This is a genomic window from Herbiconiux sp. (assembly GCF_023264855.1).
Taxonomy (GTDB): Bacteria; Actinomycetota; Actinomycetes; order Actinomycetales; family Microbacteriaceae; genus Herbiconiux.
The window spans coordinates 1-17,836 of record NZ_JAHFUW010000002.1; the positions used below are offsets into that span (position 1 = coordinate 1).

Consider the following 17,836-nt stretch of genomic DNA (forward strand, 5'->3'; position numbering starts at 1 on the left):
CCCGGCGCCGACTTCCCCGGCCGCACCCTGGGCATCATCGGCCTCATCCTCGCCTTCGTGGCGACCATCGTAGGCATCATCGTCTCGGCGATCGCGCTCAGCCAGTCCCGAGCGGCAGGACTGCGCAACACCCCCGCGCTGATCGGCGTGATCGCCGGATCGGCCCTCACGGCCGTCGGCCTGGTGATCGGCCTGGTGGCCGTCATCCTGGGCATCACCGGCGGGCTTACCGCGATCGGCCTGGCAGCGGGTGCAGGATCCGGCACCTCGCAGGGTCCCGTCGACCCCGAGCCCGTACCGGGAGATCCGCTGCCCGGTGCCGAGGGCACCCCCACCGACGTGTTCGACCTGCGGATCGGCGACTGCTTCCAGGAGGTCGGCGAAGGCGACGATCCGCTCTTCGAGGTCGACGTGGTCGACTGCGCCGAGCCGCACTACTACGAGGTCTTCGACGAGGCCACGCTGCCCGACACCGCCGACAGCGCCTACCCGGGCGACGACAAGATGCAGGTCGCGGCCGATGCCGCCTGCTACGACGGCTTCGCCGACTTCGTGGGGATCGAGTACGAGGAGTCGTTCCTCGACTACTGGTACCTCTCGCCCACCGAGAGCTCGTGGGAGTCGGGCGACCGCTCCGTGCTGTGCTCGGTGTTCGACCCCGACCACGTCACGACGGGCACGCTGGAGGGCTCGGCCGAGTAGCGCTCGCCCAGGCTGCTCGGATCGCCCGGCCTCGTCCGCGTCGCGTCAGGACAGGATGTCCTTCGTCGAGAACCGCGCGTACGCCAGCGCCCCGAACACGGCCACGTAGGCCAGCTGCAGCAGCGCGTTCTCACCGAACGACGACCACTCGATCGGCTGCCGCAGCAGGTCGGCGAAGTCGAGCCAGTGGTAGCTGAAGAGCCACGGATGCAGCCACTCGGTCTGCGAGAGCTGCCCGAGCACCTGCGCCACGATCGAGAGCACCACGGTGGCGGCCATGGCCCCGACCGGCGCATCCGTCAGTGTCGAGATGAACAGTCCGATCGCGCTCAGGCCGAGCAGCCCCACGGTCACGTAGACGGCGATCAGCAGCGAGCGGCCGAGCGACTCGGCCACGCTCACGGTGTCGCCCGAGAGCAGGGTCACCGGCCCCACGGGGAACAGCGCGACGCCGATCAGGATGCCGGCCAGCGACACCGTCACGGTCGCGGCCAGGCAGAACACGGCTGCGGCGGCGAACTTCACCAGCAGCAGGCGGATGCGCCCCACCGGCGCCACGAGCAGGTAGCGCAATGTGCTCGCACTCGCCTCGCCCGCGATCGAGTCGCCGGCCACCACGCCCACCGTGAGCGGCAGGAACAGCGGGATCGACACCACCAGCGCGGTCATGGCCACGAACAGGCCGTTCTGCGTGATGCGGTCGAGGAAGGCGGGCCCGCGCCCGTCGCCCCCGTCGGTGAGACGGATGGCGACGGCGATCAGGATGGGCACCGCCGCGAGCGCGCCCAGCATCGCCCAGGTGCGCCGCCGCCGGAACAGCAGCCCGAGTTCGGAGAGGAAGAAGCCGAAGCCGACCGAGCGCCGAGCCCGCCGCTGCTCGAGGTCGCCCTGGGCGCGCGGTGTGGTCTCACTGAGCGACATCGAAACCCTCCCCCGTCAGCGACACGAAGAGGTCTTCGAGCGAGGGCTGCTCCACGGTGAATCCGCGGACGGGGACTCCGGCGGCCACCAGTGAGGCCACCACCTGCTCGGGAGCAATCCCCTGCGCGAGCTCGGCCTCCAGCACAGTGTCGCCACCTTCGTTCGGTCGCATTTTTGTGTCCATCCCCGCCTCTTCAGGCACATTTTTGCGACCGATCGCGGGGGCTGTGCCCCCTGCGTCACCTGTGCCCGATGTGGGGGCGAGCGGATCGGGGCGGAGGCCGAGCGTGCGCAGCACCTCGGCCGCCGGCGCGAGCGCGGCGGCGGTGGTTCGCACGGTCAGACGGGGCGGGCCGGATGCGGCGCGCAGCTCGTCGAGGCGCCCTTGGGCGACGAGACGGCCCGCGCTCATCACGGCGGCGTGCGTGCACATCTGCTCGATCTCGGCGAGCAGATGGCTGCTCACGAAGACCGTGGCGCCGTCGGCCGCGAGCGAACGGATGAGGCTGCGCACCTCGCGCGTGCCCTGCGGGTCGAGGCCGTTGGTGGGTTCGTCGAGCACGATCAGCTCGCGCGGGGCGAGCAGCGCGTTCGCGATGCCGAGCCGCTGCTTCATGCCGAGCGAATAGGCGCGCACGGGCTTGCGGGCGGCATGGCTGAGACCGACGCGGGCGAGGGCCCGCTCGACGCGCGCCCGCCGGGTGGCCGAGGGGGCGAAGCCGTCGGCGGCATCCAGTCGGCGCAGGTTGGCGGTTCCGGAGAGGAAGGGGTGGAAGCCGGGGCCCTCGATGAGGGCGCCCACGCGCGGCAGCACCGACCCGAGCGAGCGTGGCATCGATTCGCCCAGCACCGCGATGTCGCCGGAGGTCGCGGTGGCGAGGCCGAGGAGCATCCGGATCGTGGTGGTCTTGCCCGATCCGTTGGGCCCGAGGAAGCCGAACACCGCACCGTGGGGCACGGCCAGGTCGATGCCGTCGACCACGGTCTGCCGCCCGAAGCGCTTGGTCAGCCCCCGTGTGCGGATGGCGAAGTCACCGGTGGCGAACGGATCGCCGTCCATGTCGCTGCCGGCCCGTGCGTCGAAGTCGCGGCCCGGCTCCTCGCCGGGTGCGTCGCTCCCCTCAGCGCGGGGAACCGACGGGGCCTCGGTGCCCGCCGCGGAACCGGTCACTGCCCGGCTGCCGCCGACTGCAGCGCCTCGGCCGGCACGGCGCCGGCCAGCACGCGGCCGTCGTCGGTGAGCAGCACCGACACGAGCGCGGTCTGCAGCACCTGGCCGCCGTCGACCGGCGTGAGCAGCTGCGCGATCAGCGGCGACGACGTGAGGTCGGCCGAGTCGGCTCCCACGGGGAGCGCGACGATCGTGTTCCAGCCCTCGCCGGTCACGACGGGTTCCGGATGCGCATCCGCGCCCTGGGGGGCCGCGGCGTGGTCGCCCGAGCCGTCTCCGGCATCCGTCGGCAGTGCCTTCTCGGTCACCGCGGCGCCCTCGGGCGGGGTGAAGTCGAACAGGTCGGCCGATGGCGTGTCGAGCGAGAGCGAGCTGAAAGCGACGGAGAAGGCCGGCGTGGACGCCCCGCGGGCGAGCACCTCGACGCTCAACGGCAGGCCGGTCTCGGAGTCGACGGCGATCGAGACCGAGCCGACGAGGGTTTCGGATCCGCGCGGAGTCAGCACGAGGTCGTAGGCGCTGCGGCCTGCCACCTCGGTGTCTGCGCCGAGCGAGACGTCGGTGGAGGGGTCGACCGCGTCGAGGAAGCCCTGGGCGAGTTCGGCCGGTGTCTGCACGGTGCCGGATGCCTCGGGGGCGCCCGCGCCGTCGCCGTCGCCGGAGCCGGCGTCGGCCGGGATGCTCGAGTGCACCACGGTGTTGTCGCTGGAGTCGTAGAGCCACAGCTCGGAGCCGTTGCGGATGGCGTCGCGCTCGGCCAGCTGGTCGAGCACCTGCACGCGGGCCTTCGTGGGCCCGTCGGCATAGACGCGGGCGGAGTGGCTGCCGGTGAGCAGCTCGAGAGCGGCCGACACGGTGGAGTCGGTGCTCGCGTCGCCCGATCCGGAGCCGTCCGATGAGCCACCGGATGCACCGGACGACGAGCCGCCCGGCACCGAGGAGAGGTCGGGCAGCCCGAGGTCGGCCGTCTGCTCGACGGTGCCCGAGAAGGTCTGCACGTCGGCCTGAGCGGCCAGCTCGAGAACCTGCTGCGCGGTCTTCTCGGGGAGGTCTGCGGATGCTCCGGCCGCGAACGCGCCGCCGGTCACCACCACGGCCACCACGGCGGGCACCGCCACTGCCGGAACCCATCGCTGCCACTTCGCCGTCGCTGCCATGCCGATCACATCTCCTGCTCGTGCGGGCCCGCTCGATGCGGCTCGCGTGCTGTGGCGGCGACGATACGCCGCGAAGCCGGGAGTCAGCTTCGGATGCGCAGGATGACCCGTGTCTTCTGGCCGCGGGCGACCAGGCGCTCGATGAAGAGGAAGATGCGGTATTCGGCCCGGTACTTGCGGGCGAACACCTCGCCGGCGGCGGCCACCTCGGCCGGGTCGTCGTGGATGGTGGCGACGGCCTCGACCGGCGGCACCGACTCGTCGACCTTGCCCGAGCGGCTGCAGGGGCGAAGCTCTACCCGTCCGCTGTTGCGCAGGCGCTTGACCTTGCCGCTGCCGGCGGGCGTCGTGACGAGCAGTTCGTCGCCCTCGCGCGCGATCCAGACCGGCGTCGACACCGCCTCGCCCGTGCGGCGGAACGTACTGAGCGAGACGAAGCGCTCGTCGCCGAGGGCGAGCAGGGCGCCGGATGCGGGCGCAGCGGATGAGGTCATGCGCGCGAGCCTACGCCCCCATGCCTCCGCAGAATCCCTCCACAATCGCGGCTCTCTCCACAGGTCGCCGTCGCGGGCCGCCGCCGAGCGCCGGGCCGGTAGAATCGAGGCGCATCCCTCCCCTGCACAACACCCCGCAACTCAAGGAGTCCTGGCCGCGTGAGCAATGCCGATACCGTCTCGAACGCCCTCGCGACCCCCGAGCGGGAGCAGCCCTACGAAGCGCTGGGCCTGAAGGCCGACGAATACGCGAAGATCCGCGAGATCCTGGGCCGCCGCCCCACCAGCGGCGAGCTGGCCATGTACTCGGTGATGTGGAGCGAGCACTGCTCGTACAAGTCGTCGAAGATCTACCTGCGCCAGTTCGGCCAGAAGGTCAGCCCCGCTATGCAGAAGAACCTCATGGTGGGCATGGGTGAGAACGCCGGCGTGGTCGACGTGGGCGAGGGCTGGGCCGTCACCTTCAAGGTCGAGTCGCACAACCACCCCTCGTACATCGAGCCGTTCCAGGGCGCCGCGACCGGCGTGGGCGGCATCGTGCGCGACATCATCTCGATGGGCGCCCGCCCCGTGGCCGTCATGGACCAGCTGCGCTTCGGCGCCATCGACAACCCCGACACCGCGCGCGTGGTGCACGGTGTCACGAGCGGCATCTCCTTCTACGGCAACTGCCTGGGCCTTCCGAACATCGGCGGCGAGACCTACTTCGACAAGGTGTACCAGGGCAACCCGCTGGTCAACGCGCTCTCGGTGGGCGTGCTCCGCCACGAAGACCTGCACCTGGCCAACGCCCGGGGCGTGGGCAACAAGGTCGTGCTGTTCGGGGCCCGCACCGGCGGCGACGGCATCGGCGGGGCATCCATCCTCGCCTCCGACACCTTCTCGGCCGGTGGGCCCACCAAGCGCCCCGCCGTGCAGGTGGGCGACCCCTTCGCCGAGAAAGTGCTGATCGAGTGCTGCCTCGAGCTCTTCCGCGGCGAACTGGTCGAGGGCATCCAAGACCTCGGCGCCGCCGGCATCTCCTGCGCTACCTCCGAGCTCGCCTCCAACGGCGACGGCGGCATGTTCATCGAGCTCGAGAAGGTGCTGCTGCGCGATCCCTCGCTCACCGCCGAAGAGATCCTGATGAGCGAGAGCCAGGAGCGGATGATGGCGGTCGTCACGCCCGAGAAGCTCGAGGGCTTCCTCGCGGTCACCGCGAAGTGGGACGTCGAGACCAGCGTGCTCGGCGAGGTCACCGACACCGGCCGTCTCGTCATCAACTGGCACGGCGAGGAGATCGTCAACGTCGAGCCGCGCACGGTCGCGGTCGACGGGCCGGTCTACGAGCGCCCCGTGGCCTACCCCGCGTGGATCGACGCCCTGCAGGCCGACTCCGCCGCGCGCCTGCCGCGCGCGACGTCGGGCGAGGAGCTCCGTGAGCAGTTCCTGCGCCTGCTCGGCTCGCCGAACATGGCGTCGAAGGAGTGGATCACCAACCAGTACGACCGCTACGTGCTCGGCAACACGGCACTCTCGTTCCCCGACGACGGCGGCATGATCCGCGTCGACGAGGAGTCGGGTCTCGGCTTCGCCCTGGCCTCCGACGCCAACGGTCGCTACTGCCAGCTCGACCCCTACCGTGGTGCGCAGCTCGCGCTGGCCGAGGCCTACCGCAACGTCGCCGTCACGGGCGCGACGCCCGTCGCGGTCTCCGACTGCCTCAACTTCGGCTCCCCCGAGAACCCCGAGGTGATGTGGCAGTTCTCGCAGGCCGTCGAGGGCCTGGCCGACGGATGCCTCGAACTCGAGATCCCCGTCACCGGCGGCAACGTCTCCTTCTACAACCAGACCGGCTCGCAGCCGATCCACCCCACGCCGGTCGTCGCCGTGCTCGGCGTGATCGACGACGTGGCCCGCCGCATCCCGTCCGGCTGGCAGGACGAGGGCGACAACCTCTACCTGCTCGGCACCACCCGCGCCGAGCTCGACGGATCGGCCTGGGCCGGCGTCATCCACGACCACCTCGGCGGCCGCCCGCCGCAGGTGTCGCTCGCCGACGAGGAGAACCTGGCGGGCCTGCTGCGCGCCGGCGCCGTCGAGGCGCTGATCGACTCGGCACACGACCTCTCCGACGGCGGACTCGGCCAGGCACTGGCCGAGTCGGTGCTGCGGTTCGGCATCGGCGCCCGGGTGTGGCTCGACGAGATCATCGAGCGCGACGGGGTGTCGGCATCCGACGCCCTGTTCAGCGAGTCGACCGCCCGCGTGCTGGTGGCCGTGCCGCGTGAAGACGACGTGAAGTTCAAGGGCCTGTGTGCGGGCCGCGGCTACCCCGTGCTGCGCATCGGCGTCACCGACGCCGAGAGCGACACCCTCGAGGTGCAGGGCCTGTTCTCCGTCTCGCTCGCCGAACTCGGCGGCGCCCACCGAGCCACCCTCCCCGCAGCCTTCGGTCCGGTCGTCGGCGGCTGACCCGCCTCCCCCCGCGGGGCGTGAGCGAAGGGCTCAGGAGGGGTCGGCGGCGGCGATCTTCTCGTGGTGGTGGATGACCTCGGCCACGATGAAGTTGAGGAACTTCTCGGCGAAGGCCGGGTCGAGGTGCGACTCCTCGGCGAGACCGCGCAGGCGCTTGATCTGGCGGGCCTCACGCTCGAGGTCGGCGGGCGGCAGGCCGAACTCGGCCTTTAGGCGCCCCACGCCCTGCGTGAACTTGAACCGCTCGGCGAGCAGGTGGATGAGGGCCGCATCGATGTTGTCGATCGACTCGCGGATGCTCTCCAACCGCGCGTAGACATCCGCGTCGCCGTCGTAGCCGCCGTTCGGGTGCACCTGAGAATCCATACGAGAACTCTAGCCAGCTTCGCCGGAGCCCTCACGCGCCGAGGCCGTGGCGGCCGCGCGGGGACGCGAGGGCAGGTGCAGCCGCCCCTGCGCCAGCAGGATGCCGAGGAACACCAGTAGCGCACCGAGCGGTGCGTTCCAGCTCAGCGTCTCGCCGAGCAGCACGATGCCGAGGAACACCCCCACCACAGGAGTGACGTAGGTGACCGTCGAGGTGGCCGTCGGACCCCAGGCGTTCAGGATGTTCATGTACCAGAGGTAGGCCACTCCGGTGCCGAGCACCCCGAGCAGCACCAGGCTGAGCACGATCGGCAGGTTCAGCGTGATCGGCCCCAGCGCCACCACGGGCGTGAGCACGAGGAGGATGAGCGCGCCCATCCCCACCTGGAGGAATGCCGCCGTCAGCCCCGAGACCGGATGCCGGCTCGACACGAAACGCCGGATGTAGCCGAAGGTGAAGCCGTAGCAGACAGCGGCCCCCAGGCAGGCGAGCTGCCCCGCGAGTTCGAGCGCGAGATCGCCGTGCGCCGCCTGGTTCGTGGCGAACGACCACGGCCCGATGATCACGACCACACCGACAATGCCGGCAACCACGCCGAACACCCGCGAACGGTTGAGCTTCTCGACCCGGAACGCCAGGGTCACCATCAGCGCTGTGGTGATGGGCGTGACCGCGTTGTAGATGCTGGCCAGGCCCGACGAGACGTATTGCTCCGCCCAGGCGAACAGCAAGTAGGGGGCGGCGCATCCGGTGAGGCCGATCACCACGAAATGCAGGTAGACGGCCGGCGTGCGCGGCATGCGGGTTCGCGTGACCAGGATGAGCACACCGAGCGTGAGCCCGCCGAGCACGAGCCGAGTCCACGCGACCTGCCCGAACGAGATGCCCTCGAGGGCGACCTTCATGAAGAGGAAGCTCGCTCCCCACAGCAGTCCGAGCGCGGAGAACTGGAGGACTACGGAGAGGCGGTTCGGTGTCACTCAGCGAGGCTACCGCGTGGGTGCGACACCGCACCCACGCGAGCATCCATGCATCCGGAATTGGCTCTCCCGGATGCCAGAACGGCAGTTATTCGACGACGTTGACCGTGACCTCGATGTTGCCGCGGGTCGCGTTGGAGTACGGGCAGATCGTGTGCGCCTTGTCGGCGACGGCCTTGGCCTCGTCGGGGCTCACGTTCGGCACGTAGACATCGAGCTCCACGGCCAGGCCGAAGCCGCCCTCGCCGTTGCTGCCGATGGAGACGCTGGCCGAGACGGCGGCGTCTTTCGTGTCGAGCTTCAGCTCGCGCCCGGCGGCGTGCACCGCGCCGAGGAAGCAGGCCGAGTAGCCGGCGGCGAAGAGCTGCTCGGGGTTGGTGCCCTCGCCCGATCCGCCCATCTCCTGGGGCGGGCGGGTGTCGAAGTCGAGGCGGTCGTCTTCGCTGCGCACGTGGCCGTCGCGGCCTCCACCGGAGGCGTGGGCGATTGCGGTGTAGATAGCTTCCATACTGCTAGTTGACCACCACGAGCGCCGACGGCCAAACGCGTATCGGGCGCGCCGCGCATCCGTTCAGCACTTGTTCAGCGGTTGCTCAGAACGACGGGTCGCCCGCCGCCCTGGGCCCGCACCCGCTCGAGCAGACCCTCGCGCACGGCGGGCCAGTCGTCGACGATCACCGAGAAGACGGCCGAGTCACGCCAGGATCCGTCGGCCCGCAGCACATCGCGGCGCACGATGCCCTCGAAGGTGGCCCCGAGCTTGGCGATGGCCGCCCGCGAACGCTCGTTGCGCACGTCGGCCTGGATCTTGACCCGCCCGATCCCGTGGTCGAACGCCTCGCCCAGGATGAGCAGCTTCGCCTCGGGGTTGACCACCGTTCCCCACACCCGGGGGTCGTACGCCGTCCAGCCGAGGTGAGCGGCCTCGCGCGCGAGCTCGAAGTCGCCGAGCGTCGAGGTGCCCACCAGCACGCTGTCGTCGGGACCGCCCTTCAGACGGATGCCGTAGGGGTTGCCGGACTCCCAGGCGTAGTAGTCCTCGGCCCAGTCGGCGAAGCCGGCCTCGCTGCCGCGGTACCCCTTCGGGCCGCCCCCGTACCCGCCGGCGAAGACCTCCGGATGCCCGATCGCCCGGTACAGCTCGGGCAGGTGCGCCCGGGTGAGCGGCTCGAGGCGGATGGACCCGCCCTCCAGGACGGCGGGAGCGGGGCGCTGGGCGGTCATGCACCGATTCTGCCACCCGCCTCCGTCACGGGCGCCGCACCCGCGCTGCGGTCGCGTCTACTACCGCCATGGACGCCCACCACCCTCGGGCTGTGCCACGATGAACCCATGAGCAGCGCAGCCATGTTCTTCCACTCCGCCTCGGCCTTCCACGACCTCGTGACGCGGATCCCCGCCGCGAGCTGGGACGAGCCGGCCCTCGGTGAATGGACTCTCCGCTCGCTCGTGGGCCACACCACCCGGGCCATCCTCACCGTCGAGAGCTACCTCGCGCTGGACGACCCCGGCTTTCCCAACGTGGCGAACGCCGAGGCCTACTACGCCCGGGTCTACCGCGACCTGACCGACCCGGCGTCGGTCGCCGCCCGCGGGGTCGAGGCCGGCATCTGGCTGGGCGCCGATCCGGCCCAGGCCGTGGCCGACGCGCTCGCCCGCGCGATGGCGCTGGTGGACACCGCGGGCCCCGAGCGCATCGTCTCGATCGGCGGGCTCGGCATCGAGCTCGGCGAATATCTGCGCACCCGCGTGTTCGAGCTCGTGGTGCACTCGATCGACATCGCGGATGCCGCCGGCGTGCCCCACGGCCAGCCGGCCGACGCGGTGGCCGCCACCCTGCACCTCGCTGCCGGCGTCGCCGCGGCGCGAGGCGACGGCGAGGCACTGCTGCGCAGCCTCACCGGCCGCGCGACCATGCCCGAGGGCTACTCCGTGGTCTGACTGGCCCCGGGCACACCCAGGTCGCTCGATCGCGTGCAAGATGCGTGGTTTGCACGCGATCGAGCGACCCGGCACGTGCTTACGGCGCCACCGCCGTGCCCAGAGAGGCAGGCGCCGGACCCGACGGGGCAGACTCGATGCTCGCGAGCGCGGCGCGCAGGGCGTGCACGACGGCCGCGCGTTCGCCGGCGGGCACTCCGGCCAGGAGGGTGCGCTCGAGTTCGAGCAGGCGGGGGAAGACGCGGTCGATGAGGTCTTCACCCGCGGGCGTGAGGGCGATCAGGGCGCCGCGGCCGTCGGCCGGGTTCGGCGCCCGGCCGACGAGCCGGCGCTCCTCGAGACCGCGGAGTCGTTTCGTGACGGCGGGGCCCGAGGCCAGCGACACCGTGCGCAGCGTGCCGGGCGACTGCGGAGCATCCGCTCTCCGCAGGGCCGAGAGGATGTCGAACTCGCCGCGGGTGAGCCCGAAGCCGGCCAGGAACTCGTCGCCCCGGCGGGTCAGCAGTGCGGCGGCGCGCAGGATGCGGCCGACCATGTCGATCACCTCGGTGTCGAGGTGCGGCGCCAGCCGCTGCCAGTCCGCGCGGATGGCGTCGACGTCGTCGAGGGACGGCGCGAGACCCTCGGATGCTGTTCCCATGAACCCAGAGTACGATAGTTCACGAGTAAACTAGTTCTGTTCCCGGTCGACGGCGCCCGCACCCCGACCACAGAGAGACCTCTTGAGCACCGCATCCATTCCCCTCACCACTGGAACCCGTTCTCCGCGCACGCACGCACCGGCTGGGGCCGGGCTGCGCGGCACGCTGCCGCATCCGCGACGCCTGATCGAGTTCGGACCGCACGAGGGTGCCCACCGGGTCGCGCTGCGTGCCGGCATCGCGATGGCTGTGCCACTCGGGCTGCTCTTCGCCGCGGGCCGGCTCGACCTCTCGCTCTACGCCGTGTTCGGTGCCTTCACGGTGCTCTACGGTCGCTCGCACAGCCACGTGCCCCGGCTGCGGATGCAGGCCACCGCCGCCGTGGCGCTCGTGGCCGCCGTGGTGGCCGGCACCGCGATCTGCACGCTGCCCGGCCGGGAGTGGATCGTCGTCCCGGCCGTGGCCGTGGTGGCGGTCGGCACGACGTTCCTCTCCGACGCGCTCGCCTGGCATCCGCCCGGATCGCTGTTCTTCGTGTTCGCCCTCGCCGCCTGCGCCTCGGTGCCGGCGACGGCCGCGGCCATCCCGCTCGCCCTGGTTCTGGCCTCAGCGAGCGCCGCCTTCGGCATGCTGGTGTCGGTGGTGGGGCTCGCCCGGCCGGCGGCACGCCGGGTCGCGCCCACCTCGTGGCGGGTGTCGTTCGCGGAGGCCGCTGCACGCCTCGGCTCCGGACTCGGGCGGCGGATGCTGCTAGTGGGCGTCGCCGTGCTGGTCGCCGGAATCGTGCCGACCGTCTCGGGCCTCGGCCATCCGTATTGGGCGATGGTGGCCGCGGTCGCGGCCCTCGGAGCCGCCGACACCGCGGGTCACCTGCTGCGGGCCGGCCACCGCGTTCTCGGCACCGTGCTGGGAGTCGCCTTGGCCGCGGTGCTGCTGGCCGTGGCGGGCGGCGCTCCGGTGCTGCTGGTGGCGCTGGTCGTGCTGCTGCAGATGGCCGCGGAGCTGTTCGTGCTGCGCAACTACGGGCTCACGGTGGTGTTCGTCACGCCGCTCGCGCTGATCATGGCGCAGCTCGCGCATCCGGTCGACGAGTGGGGCATGCTGCGCGACCGCACCGTCGAGACGCTGCTGGGCGCCGCGGTGGCGGTCGCCGCGAGCCTCGCCGCCACCGCGCTCGCCGCCCGCCGCCGCCGCGTGACGACGGAGCTTCGGCCCACCTGCGGATCCTGACTCCGTCGAAACGGTGCCGCCGGCCGAAACTCCGTCGTTGCTCTCGCCCCCTGGGTTCGGTGGCGCCTCAGTCGTCCATCGCGGCGGTGTGCGCGGCGATCTGTGCGGCGGTGAGCTCGGAGTCCCACACGGCGATCTTGCCGATCGCACCGTCGAACCAGGAGCCGAAGTCACGCGTGCCGGCCCGGAATGGCGCCGATCCCCGCTCCGGCACGATGACCTGACCCCGGATGCTCAAGTCGTCCTGATCGCGCAGCACCCCATCGCGGTAGACCTTCGTGTACCCGTTCGGGTACGCCGTGCTCTTCGCATTCGCATTGATCACGAGCACGTAGTGGATCCACTGGCCCGGCTCGATCGCGTCTTGGAAGTAGGAGCCCGCCCCGAGCCCTCCGGAGGTGTTGAACGAGTAGCCGGAGATGCGGTTGGGGCGCGTCTCGGTGTTGTCGAGCGAGTACATCCGCGAGACGTACTCGTGCTGCCCGGCCTCGCCCTTGCCCATCCAGTGCACGTACCCCGAGCCTTCGTCGTTCGGGAACTGCAGCACGTCGGGGCGCATCCAGGCCTCGATGGTGATCACCCCGGCGGTGGCAGGGCTCAGCGCGTCGGCGTCCGGCGCCTCGAAGTACTGGGTCGCGCCGTCGAAGTCGACCGCGACATCGCCGTTGGGCAGGGTGGTCGCGGTGGGTGAGCCCGTGTAGGCGCCGTCGACGCCGGCCGAGCCGAGATCGGCCTCGGCTCCGCTCCCGGCGCCGCTCATCGTCCAGTAGACCGCCGGATCGTCGGCGAGCACGGCGGTGTCGTAGCCGGAGAGCGTGGTGGTACCGGCGACGGCAGCCGGCTCGGCGGCCGCAGCGGGCAGCGCGGGAGCCAGGCAGGTCAGGGCGAGGCCGAGAGCCAGGGCCAGCAGGGGGGCCGGCCTGCGGGTGCGGGTGAGGGTCGTGTGCTTCATGATCGTTCCTTTCGTGTACTGCGTCGAATCGAGCGGGATGGAGCCGATGGAGCGTGTCGAGGGTGGAACCGTGATGATCACCAGTCGTGCATGGTGCCGTCGGGCAGGCGGTTGAAGGGCAGGTAGGCCCGCTGATACGGGAACTCGGCCGCCGCCTGCTCGTCGACGTCGACACCGAGCCCGGGGCGATCCGAGGGATGCAGGTAGCCGTCGACGAAGGTCATGCCCTGGTCGAAGACCCGATTGGTGCGGTCGCTGTGCAGCATGTATTCCTGGATGCCGAAGTTGTGGATGCTGAGACCCACGTGCACCTGCGCGGCGAATCCGATCGGCGAGACATCCGTCGGTCCGTGGAAGCCGGACTTGATCTGGTACTGCGCCGCGAAGTCCATCACCTTGCGCAGCGGCGAGACACCGCCGAAGTGGGTCGAGGCGGCGCGCACGTAGTCGATCAGCTGATTGCTGATGAGGTGCTGGAAGTCCCACACCGTGTTGAACACCTCGCCGATGGCGAGCGGGGTGATGGTGTTGCGGCGAACCACCTCCAGCGCCTGAGGATTCTCGGCCGGGGTGCAGTCCTCGAGCCAGAACAGGTCGTAGGGCTCGAGCGACCGGCCGAGCCGCGAGGCCTGCAGGGGTGTCATCCGGTGGTGCCCGTCGTGCAGCAGGGGCAGCTCCGCACCGAACTCGTTGCGCACCGCCTCGAAGACGGTCGGCAGGTGGCGCAGGTAGGCGCCGGTGTCCCAGTCCTCCTCGGTCGGCAGAGGCCCCCGGCCTGCCGGCTCGTAGTCGTAGCGCTCGCCGCTCGCCTGGGCCTGGGCGGCCACTCCGTAGACGGCATTCACGCCGGGGATGGCGGTCTGGATGCGCACCGAGCGGTGACCCTCGGCCAGGGTGGCGCGCACGGAGTCGAACAGTTCGGGCAGATCGCGACCGGAGGCGTGGCCGTAGGTGTGCAGCCCCACCCGGCTCGCTCCGCCCAGCAGCTGGTAGAGGGGAAGCCCGGCGACCTTGGCCTTGATGTCCCAGAGGGCCATGTCGACGGCGGCGATGGCGGCCATCGTGACCGGCCCCCGTCGCCAATACGCACTCCGGTACAGGAACTGCCAGGTGTCTTCGATGGCGTGGGCGTCGCGACCGATCAGCAGGGGCACCACGTGCTCGGCGAGATAGGTGCTCACGGCGAGCTCGCGCCCGTTCAGGGTGCCGTCGCCCCAGCCGACCACCCCGTCGTCGGTGGTGATCTTCAGCGTGACGAAGTTGCGGCTCGGACTGGTGACGATGACGTCGGCGGCAGCGATGCGCATGGTTCCTCCTGGTGATGCGGTCGGTCTGATCTGGTCGATCTGGTCGGTGGTTCGGTCAGCGGAGCGGATGCCCCGGCGGCTGTTCCGGCAGGGTGCGGCGGATCTCTTCCACGAGATCGAGGACGCCGTCGTCGTCCGCCCACGGCCGGTGCAGCTCGGCGATCCCGTCGCGCAGCTGCGGGCTGCCCGTGAGGTGCGCCGCCACCGCCCGCAGGGCCGCGCGACCGCTCCGGCCGGCTGCTCGCTCGGCGAGAACGGTGGGGACGATGCGGATGCGCAGCTTCTCCCCGCTGCCTTGGGCGATCTGCGCCAGCCGATGATCGATCCCGGGCTCGGCGAAACGCTCGGCCAGCTGCGCCCGGTAGCCCTCCACGGAGCCGGCCTCTGCCGGGACCAGGCGGGCCGCCTCGTCCCATAGGGCTTCGACCCGTCTCCGCAGCTCCGGATCGGCGAATGCCGCGCGAACGGTCTCGTGCCCGCGCAGCCTCCCCTCGAGCGCCAGCAGGGTATGCGCGGCGTTCAGCAGCAGCAGCTTGCGCGTCTCGAACGGCACCACGTCGTCCACGACGAGCGCCCCGGCCCGCTCCCAGGCGGGCCGTTCAGCGGCGAAGGAATCCTCGAGCACCCACTCGCGGTGCCGCTCGGTCAGCACCGCCGCGTCGTCGGCGACACCGGTCAGGTGCTCCGCGAGCTCCCGGACACGGGCGTCGGGTCGGGGAGTGATCCGGTCGACGGCGGTCGACGGGAATGCGATCTCCCGCTCGATCCAGCCCGCCAGGGACTCATCGACCTCTCCGGCCAGCCCCAGGACGGCCGCTCGTGTCGCGGCACCGTTGCCCGCGAGGTTGTCGCAGGAGACGACCGTGAGCGGGCCCGTCGAGGCGCGCCGCACGGCGAGCGCGTCGACGATCCGGCCCGGCGCGGTCGCCAGGCCGCCTGCACACTCTCCTCGCAGCGCTGCGATGTCGGAGCGCACCTCGTCGTCGCGGAGGTCGAGCCTGCCATCGGCGCCGAGGCGGTATCCGCGCTCGGTGATCGTCAGGGTCAGCACGCTGACCCGCGGATCGGCCACGGCCGACCGGAATGCGCCACGGTCCTGACCCGAGCGCACCGAGGAGAGCTGCTCGATCAGCTGGGCACCCGGACGGGCGCCCGCCTCCAGGAGCGTGTACACGCCGTCCTGCCGTTCGAGCGCGGCCTCCACCGGGGAGCGGCCGGTGAACGCGGCGATGCCCCATCGGCGTTCGGGATCCACCTCGGCCGTGAACGCAGCCTGGTGAGCTCGATGGAAAGCTCCGAGCCCCAGGTGCACGATGCCGGTCGCCGGCGCCGGAGCACTGCGCTCCGGCCGGAGGCGGTGCTGGGCGCCGGATGCCACGCCGGTGACGCTCAGGCGAGCCATCGGTCACGGTTCTCGGCCACGAAGTGCTGATCGAGCAGATCGGGGAACCCGGTCAAGACCTCGGCGATGAGTTCGGACTGCCCGGGAGAGACCCGCTCCTGCGACGAGAGGCAGGTCGAGCTCTGCAGCAGTCCCTGCTGACGGAGCACCTCGTTCACCCCCGCCACGCACCCGGCGAAGCCGCCGAGCACGTCGAAGACGGCCGCGTTGACCTCCACGAGGTCGCTCGCGCTCGCGAGCGTAGAGAGCGACACCGATCCGGCGTCCGCCTCCGCGACCGCCCTCGCGCGCAGCCGGGCGGCCGCTCGCGCCCCCACCGCCCACTGGCCGAGCAGCCCGCCACGGATCCGCACCTCACGCTGCTGCCCACCCACGGTGACGCGCGTGGGCGTCACGAGGTCGTGCACGATCGCGTCGTCGTTACCGGTGAGCAACGCCACCTCGTTCCACCGATCGTGCTCCGCGAGCGCCCGGGCGACATCGTTGGTGCGGTAGCGGTCGAAGGGGGCCGCCTTGACGGCGACGGTCGAGGGCTGGTCCAGCAGCGACGCCCAATACGAGCGGCCCAGTCGCATCCCGCCGACGTCGTCCTGCAGGTAGAAGCCGATGGTCGGCAGCACCTCGCCGACCGCGGCGGCGCGCTCCAGGAGGGACTGCTCGGTCCGCTCGGTCATGCCCCAGGGGCACAGCAGCACGGCGTCGTAACCGAGCCCGGCCGCCAGCTCCGCCTCCTCGACCGCCTGCCGCACGTCTCCGACGAGACCGGCCACGAGCACCGCATCCCAGTCCGCCCGGTCAGCGCTCTCGGCGGCTCCGGCCCAGACGGTGCCGAGCAGGCCGCGGTCCTCGTGCACGTCGAACTGCGTCGTGTGCACGCCGACGGCCACGCCGTCCACGCCCGACTCGGCGTAGTACCGGGTGAGTGCGGTCTGAGCACGCTCGTCGAACCGGCCGTCGGCATCGAGGGCGAGCGGATGCGCCGGGATGCTGACCCCGGCCTGCAGGCGCCCCTGGAGCGTGCCCATCAGTACGCCCCCGCCCGCTGCTGGAACTTGGTGGCCTTGCCGAGCTGACGGTTGCCCGAGCCGACCCAGTCGGCCACCCAGCCGATCAGCGTGCGCAGCGCCACGGTCGGATACCCGTAGAGCTCGAAGCACTCGCTCGCGTCGATCAGCAGCGCATCCGGGGCCTCCTCACCCCGGAACACCACCTCGCGGCCCATCCGCTCGGCCAGGAGGCCGGCGATCGTGCGCACCGGAACCGTCTCGGGCCCGGTGGCGTTGAGGATGCGGGCGGGCGAGGAGGCGAGCTCGATGCTGCGCAGTGCCCACGAGCTGATGTCGCCCTGCCAGGCCACGTTCACCGCCGGCATCGTGACGTCGACCGGATCGCCCGCGGCGATGGTGGCCGCGATGTCGGCGATCACGCCGTAGCGCAGCTCGCAGGCGTAGTTGAGCCGGAAGATCGTCGTCGGCGTGCCCCATTCGGCGGCCGCATAGCCGAAGAGGCGCTCCCGGCCGAGGCACGACTGGGCGTACTCGCCCACGGGCTCGGTCGCATCCGTCTCGCTCGACCCGCCGCCGGCCAGCGGACGGAGACCGTAGACGTTGCCGGTGGAGTACACCATCGAGGGAACTCCGCGGTAGCGATCGGCGACCAGGGCGGGGATCGCGGCGTTCGACCACCAGGTGCGGTGCTCGGCTCCCACGGTGCCGAACTTCATCGCGGCCAGGTAGTACAGGCCCGCCGCCTCCGGCAGCGCCGCGTAGACGGAGGGATCGGCCAGATCGGCCGAGACGGTGCGGATGCCGTCGGCCTCCAGCAGGCGGCGGTTCTCGGCGTCGCTCCACCGGGAGACCGCGATCACCTCGGCGGACGAGCCCTCCGCGTCGAGGGCGGCGCGGGCCATCCGGGCCATCGTCGGCCCGATCTTGCCTCCCGCACCGAGCAGCAGGACATCGCCGCCGAGCGCGGTGAGGGCGGAGCCCACGCCCGCACCGGGCCGGGCGAGCAGGGCGTCGAGCTCGGCCTCGGAGGACGGGGCGGGCGCGGCGTGGGCGGGAGGTGGTGCGGGGGTCATGGTAGGACTCCTTCTGGATTGATACGAGGCGGTG

Annotated in this window: 18 protein-coding genes; 4 read left to right on the forward strand and 14 right to left on the reverse strand. The window is 71.4% G+C overall.

Annotated elements, in window-relative coordinates:
* A partial coding sequence (locus Q0D75_RS00980) for a septum formation family protein (protein ID WP_291048320.1) occupies positions 1–702 on the forward strand: 702 nt, incomplete at its 5' end.
* Positions 703–747: 45 nt separating this feature from the next.
* Here the strand turns inward: Q0D75_RS00980 and Q0D75_RS00985 are convergent.
* The 4 genes from Q0D75_RS00985 to Q0D75_RS01000 form a co-directional block, all read right to left on the reverse strand.
* Complete coding sequence (locus Q0D75_RS00985) at positions 748–1,623, reverse strand: ABC transporter permease subunit (protein WP_291048323.1); 876 nt, start codon at positions 1,621–1,623, stop codon at positions 748–750.
* Positions 1,610–2,683, reverse strand: a complete 1,074-nt coding sequence (locus Q0D75_RS00990; protein ID WP_291048651.1) for an ATP-binding cassette domain-containing protein — start codon at positions 2,681–2,683, stop codon at positions 1,610–1,612. Before Q0D75_RS00990 ends, Q0D75_RS00985 begins: the two co-directional genes overlap by 14 nt.
* A 107-nt stretch (positions 2,684–2,790) precedes the next feature.
* Positions 2,791–3,951: a DUF2092 domain-containing protein gene (locus Q0D75_RS00995; protein WP_291048325.1), complete on the reverse strand. Its 1,161-nt coding sequence runs from the start codon at positions 3,949–3,951 to the stop codon at positions 2,791–2,793.
* Between the two features lie 83 nt (positions 3,952–4,034).
* The gene (locus Q0D75_RS01000) at positions 4,035–4,445 is read right to left on the reverse strand and encodes a PPOX class F420-dependent oxidoreductase (protein ID WP_291048328.1); all 411 of its coding nucleotides are present in this window, start codon (positions 4,443–4,445) and stop codon (positions 4,035–4,037) included.
* A gap of 159 nt (positions 4,446–4,604) precedes the next feature.
* On the opposite strand from Q0D75_RS01000, the gene purL reads away from it, so the two are divergent.
* The gene (gene purL, locus Q0D75_RS01005) at positions 4,605–6,899 is read left to right on the forward strand and encodes a phosphoribosylformylglycinamidine synthase subunit PurL (RefSeq protein WP_291048331.1); all 2,295 of its coding nucleotides are present in this window, start codon (positions 4,605–4,607) and stop codon (positions 6,897–6,899) included.
* A 33-nt stretch (positions 6,900–6,932) separates the two neighbouring features.
* Here the strand turns inward: purL and Q0D75_RS01010 are convergent, their stop codons facing one another.
* The 4 genes from Q0D75_RS01010 to Q0D75_RS01025 all read right to left on the reverse strand — a co-directional run bounded on the left by Q0D75_RS01010 (position 6,933) and on the right by Q0D75_RS01025 (position 9,473).
* Positions 6,933–7,268, reverse strand: coding sequence for a chorismate mutase (locus Q0D75_RS01010; RefSeq protein ID WP_291048333.1), 336 nt, complete (start codon positions 7,266–7,268; stop codon positions 6,933–6,935).
* A 9-nt stretch (positions 7,269–7,277) separates the two neighbouring features.
* Entirely contained in the window at positions 7,278–8,249 is a 972-nt protein-coding gene (locus Q0D75_RS01015) for a DMT family transporter (RefSeq protein WP_291048336.1), read from the reverse strand.
* A gap of 88 nt (positions 8,250–8,337) precedes the next feature.
* A complete protein-coding gene (locus Q0D75_RS01020) occupies positions 8,338–8,757 on the reverse strand; it encodes an organic hydroperoxide resistance protein (protein ID WP_291048338.1) in 420 nt (139 codons plus the stop codon).
* Between the two features lie 74 nt (positions 8,758–8,831).
* The gene (locus Q0D75_RS01025) at positions 8,832–9,473 is read right to left on the reverse strand and encodes a GNAT family protein (RefSeq protein WP_291048341.1); all 642 of its coding nucleotides are present in this window, start codon (positions 9,471–9,473) and stop codon (positions 8,832–8,834) included.
* A 108-nt stretch (positions 9,474–9,581) separates the two neighbouring features.
* Here Q0D75_RS01025 and Q0D75_RS01030 point away from each other — a divergent pair, with 108 nt between their 5' ends.
* Complete coding sequence (locus tag Q0D75_RS01030) at positions 9,582–10,190, forward strand: maleylpyruvate isomerase family mycothiol-dependent enzyme (RefSeq protein WP_291048344.1); 609 nt, start codon at positions 9,582–9,584, stop codon at positions 10,188–10,190.
* Between the two features lie 79 nt (positions 10,191–10,269).
* On the opposite strand, the gene Q0D75_RS01035 is transcribed toward Q0D75_RS01030, so the two are convergent.
* A complete protein-coding gene (locus tag Q0D75_RS01035) occupies positions 10,270–10,830 on the reverse strand; it encodes a MarR family winged helix-turn-helix transcriptional regulator (RefSeq protein ID WP_291048346.1) in 561 nt (186 codons plus the stop codon).
* 82 nt (positions 10,831–10,912) lie between these two features.
* Between Q0D75_RS01035 and Q0D75_RS01040 the strand changes: the two genes are divergently transcribed.
* Positions 10,913–12,061, forward strand: a complete 1,149-nt coding sequence (locus tag Q0D75_RS01040) for an FUSC family protein (protein ID WP_291048349.1) — start codon at positions 10,913–10,915, stop codon at positions 12,059–12,061.
* Positions 12,062–12,128: 67 nt separating this feature from the next.
* On the opposite strand, the gene Q0D75_RS01045 is transcribed toward Q0D75_RS01040, so the two are convergent.
* From Q0D75_RS01045 to Q0D75_RS01065, 5 genes are all read right to left on the reverse strand, one after another.
* Positions 12,129–13,013: a LamG-like jellyroll fold domain-containing protein gene (locus Q0D75_RS01045; protein ID WP_291048351.1), complete on the reverse strand. Its 885-nt coding sequence runs from the start codon at positions 13,011–13,013 to the stop codon at positions 12,129–12,131.
* Positions 13,014–13,090: 77 nt separating this feature from the next.
* On the reverse strand, positions 13,091–14,320 hold the full coding sequence (manD, locus tag Q0D75_RS01050) for a D-mannonate dehydratase ManD (protein WP_291048353.1): 1,230 nt from the start codon (positions 14,318–14,320) through the stop codon (positions 13,091–13,093).
* A 55-nt stretch (positions 14,321–14,375) separates the two neighbouring features.
* The gene (locus Q0D75_RS01055; protein WP_291048355.1) at positions 14,376–15,722 is read right to left on the reverse strand and encodes a mannitol dehydrogenase family protein; all 1,347 of its coding nucleotides are present in this window, start codon (positions 15,720–15,722) and stop codon (positions 14,376–14,378) included.
* Positions 15,710–16,747 (reverse strand): dihydrodipicolinate synthase family protein, encoded by a 1,038-nt coding sequence (locus tag Q0D75_RS01060; RefSeq protein ID WP_291048357.1) that lies wholly within the window; start codon positions 16,745–16,747, stop codon positions 15,710–15,712. The genes Q0D75_RS01055 and Q0D75_RS01060 overlap by 13 nt, the downstream gene beginning before the upstream one ends.
* Positions 16,747–17,802, reverse strand: coding sequence for an NAD-dependent epimerase/dehydratase family protein (locus Q0D75_RS01065; RefSeq protein ID WP_291048359.1), 1,056 nt, complete (start codon positions 17,800–17,802; stop codon positions 16,747–16,749). The genes Q0D75_RS01060 and Q0D75_RS01065 overlap by 1 nt, the downstream gene beginning before the upstream one ends.
* Positions 17,803–17,836 lie beyond the last annotated feature (34 nt).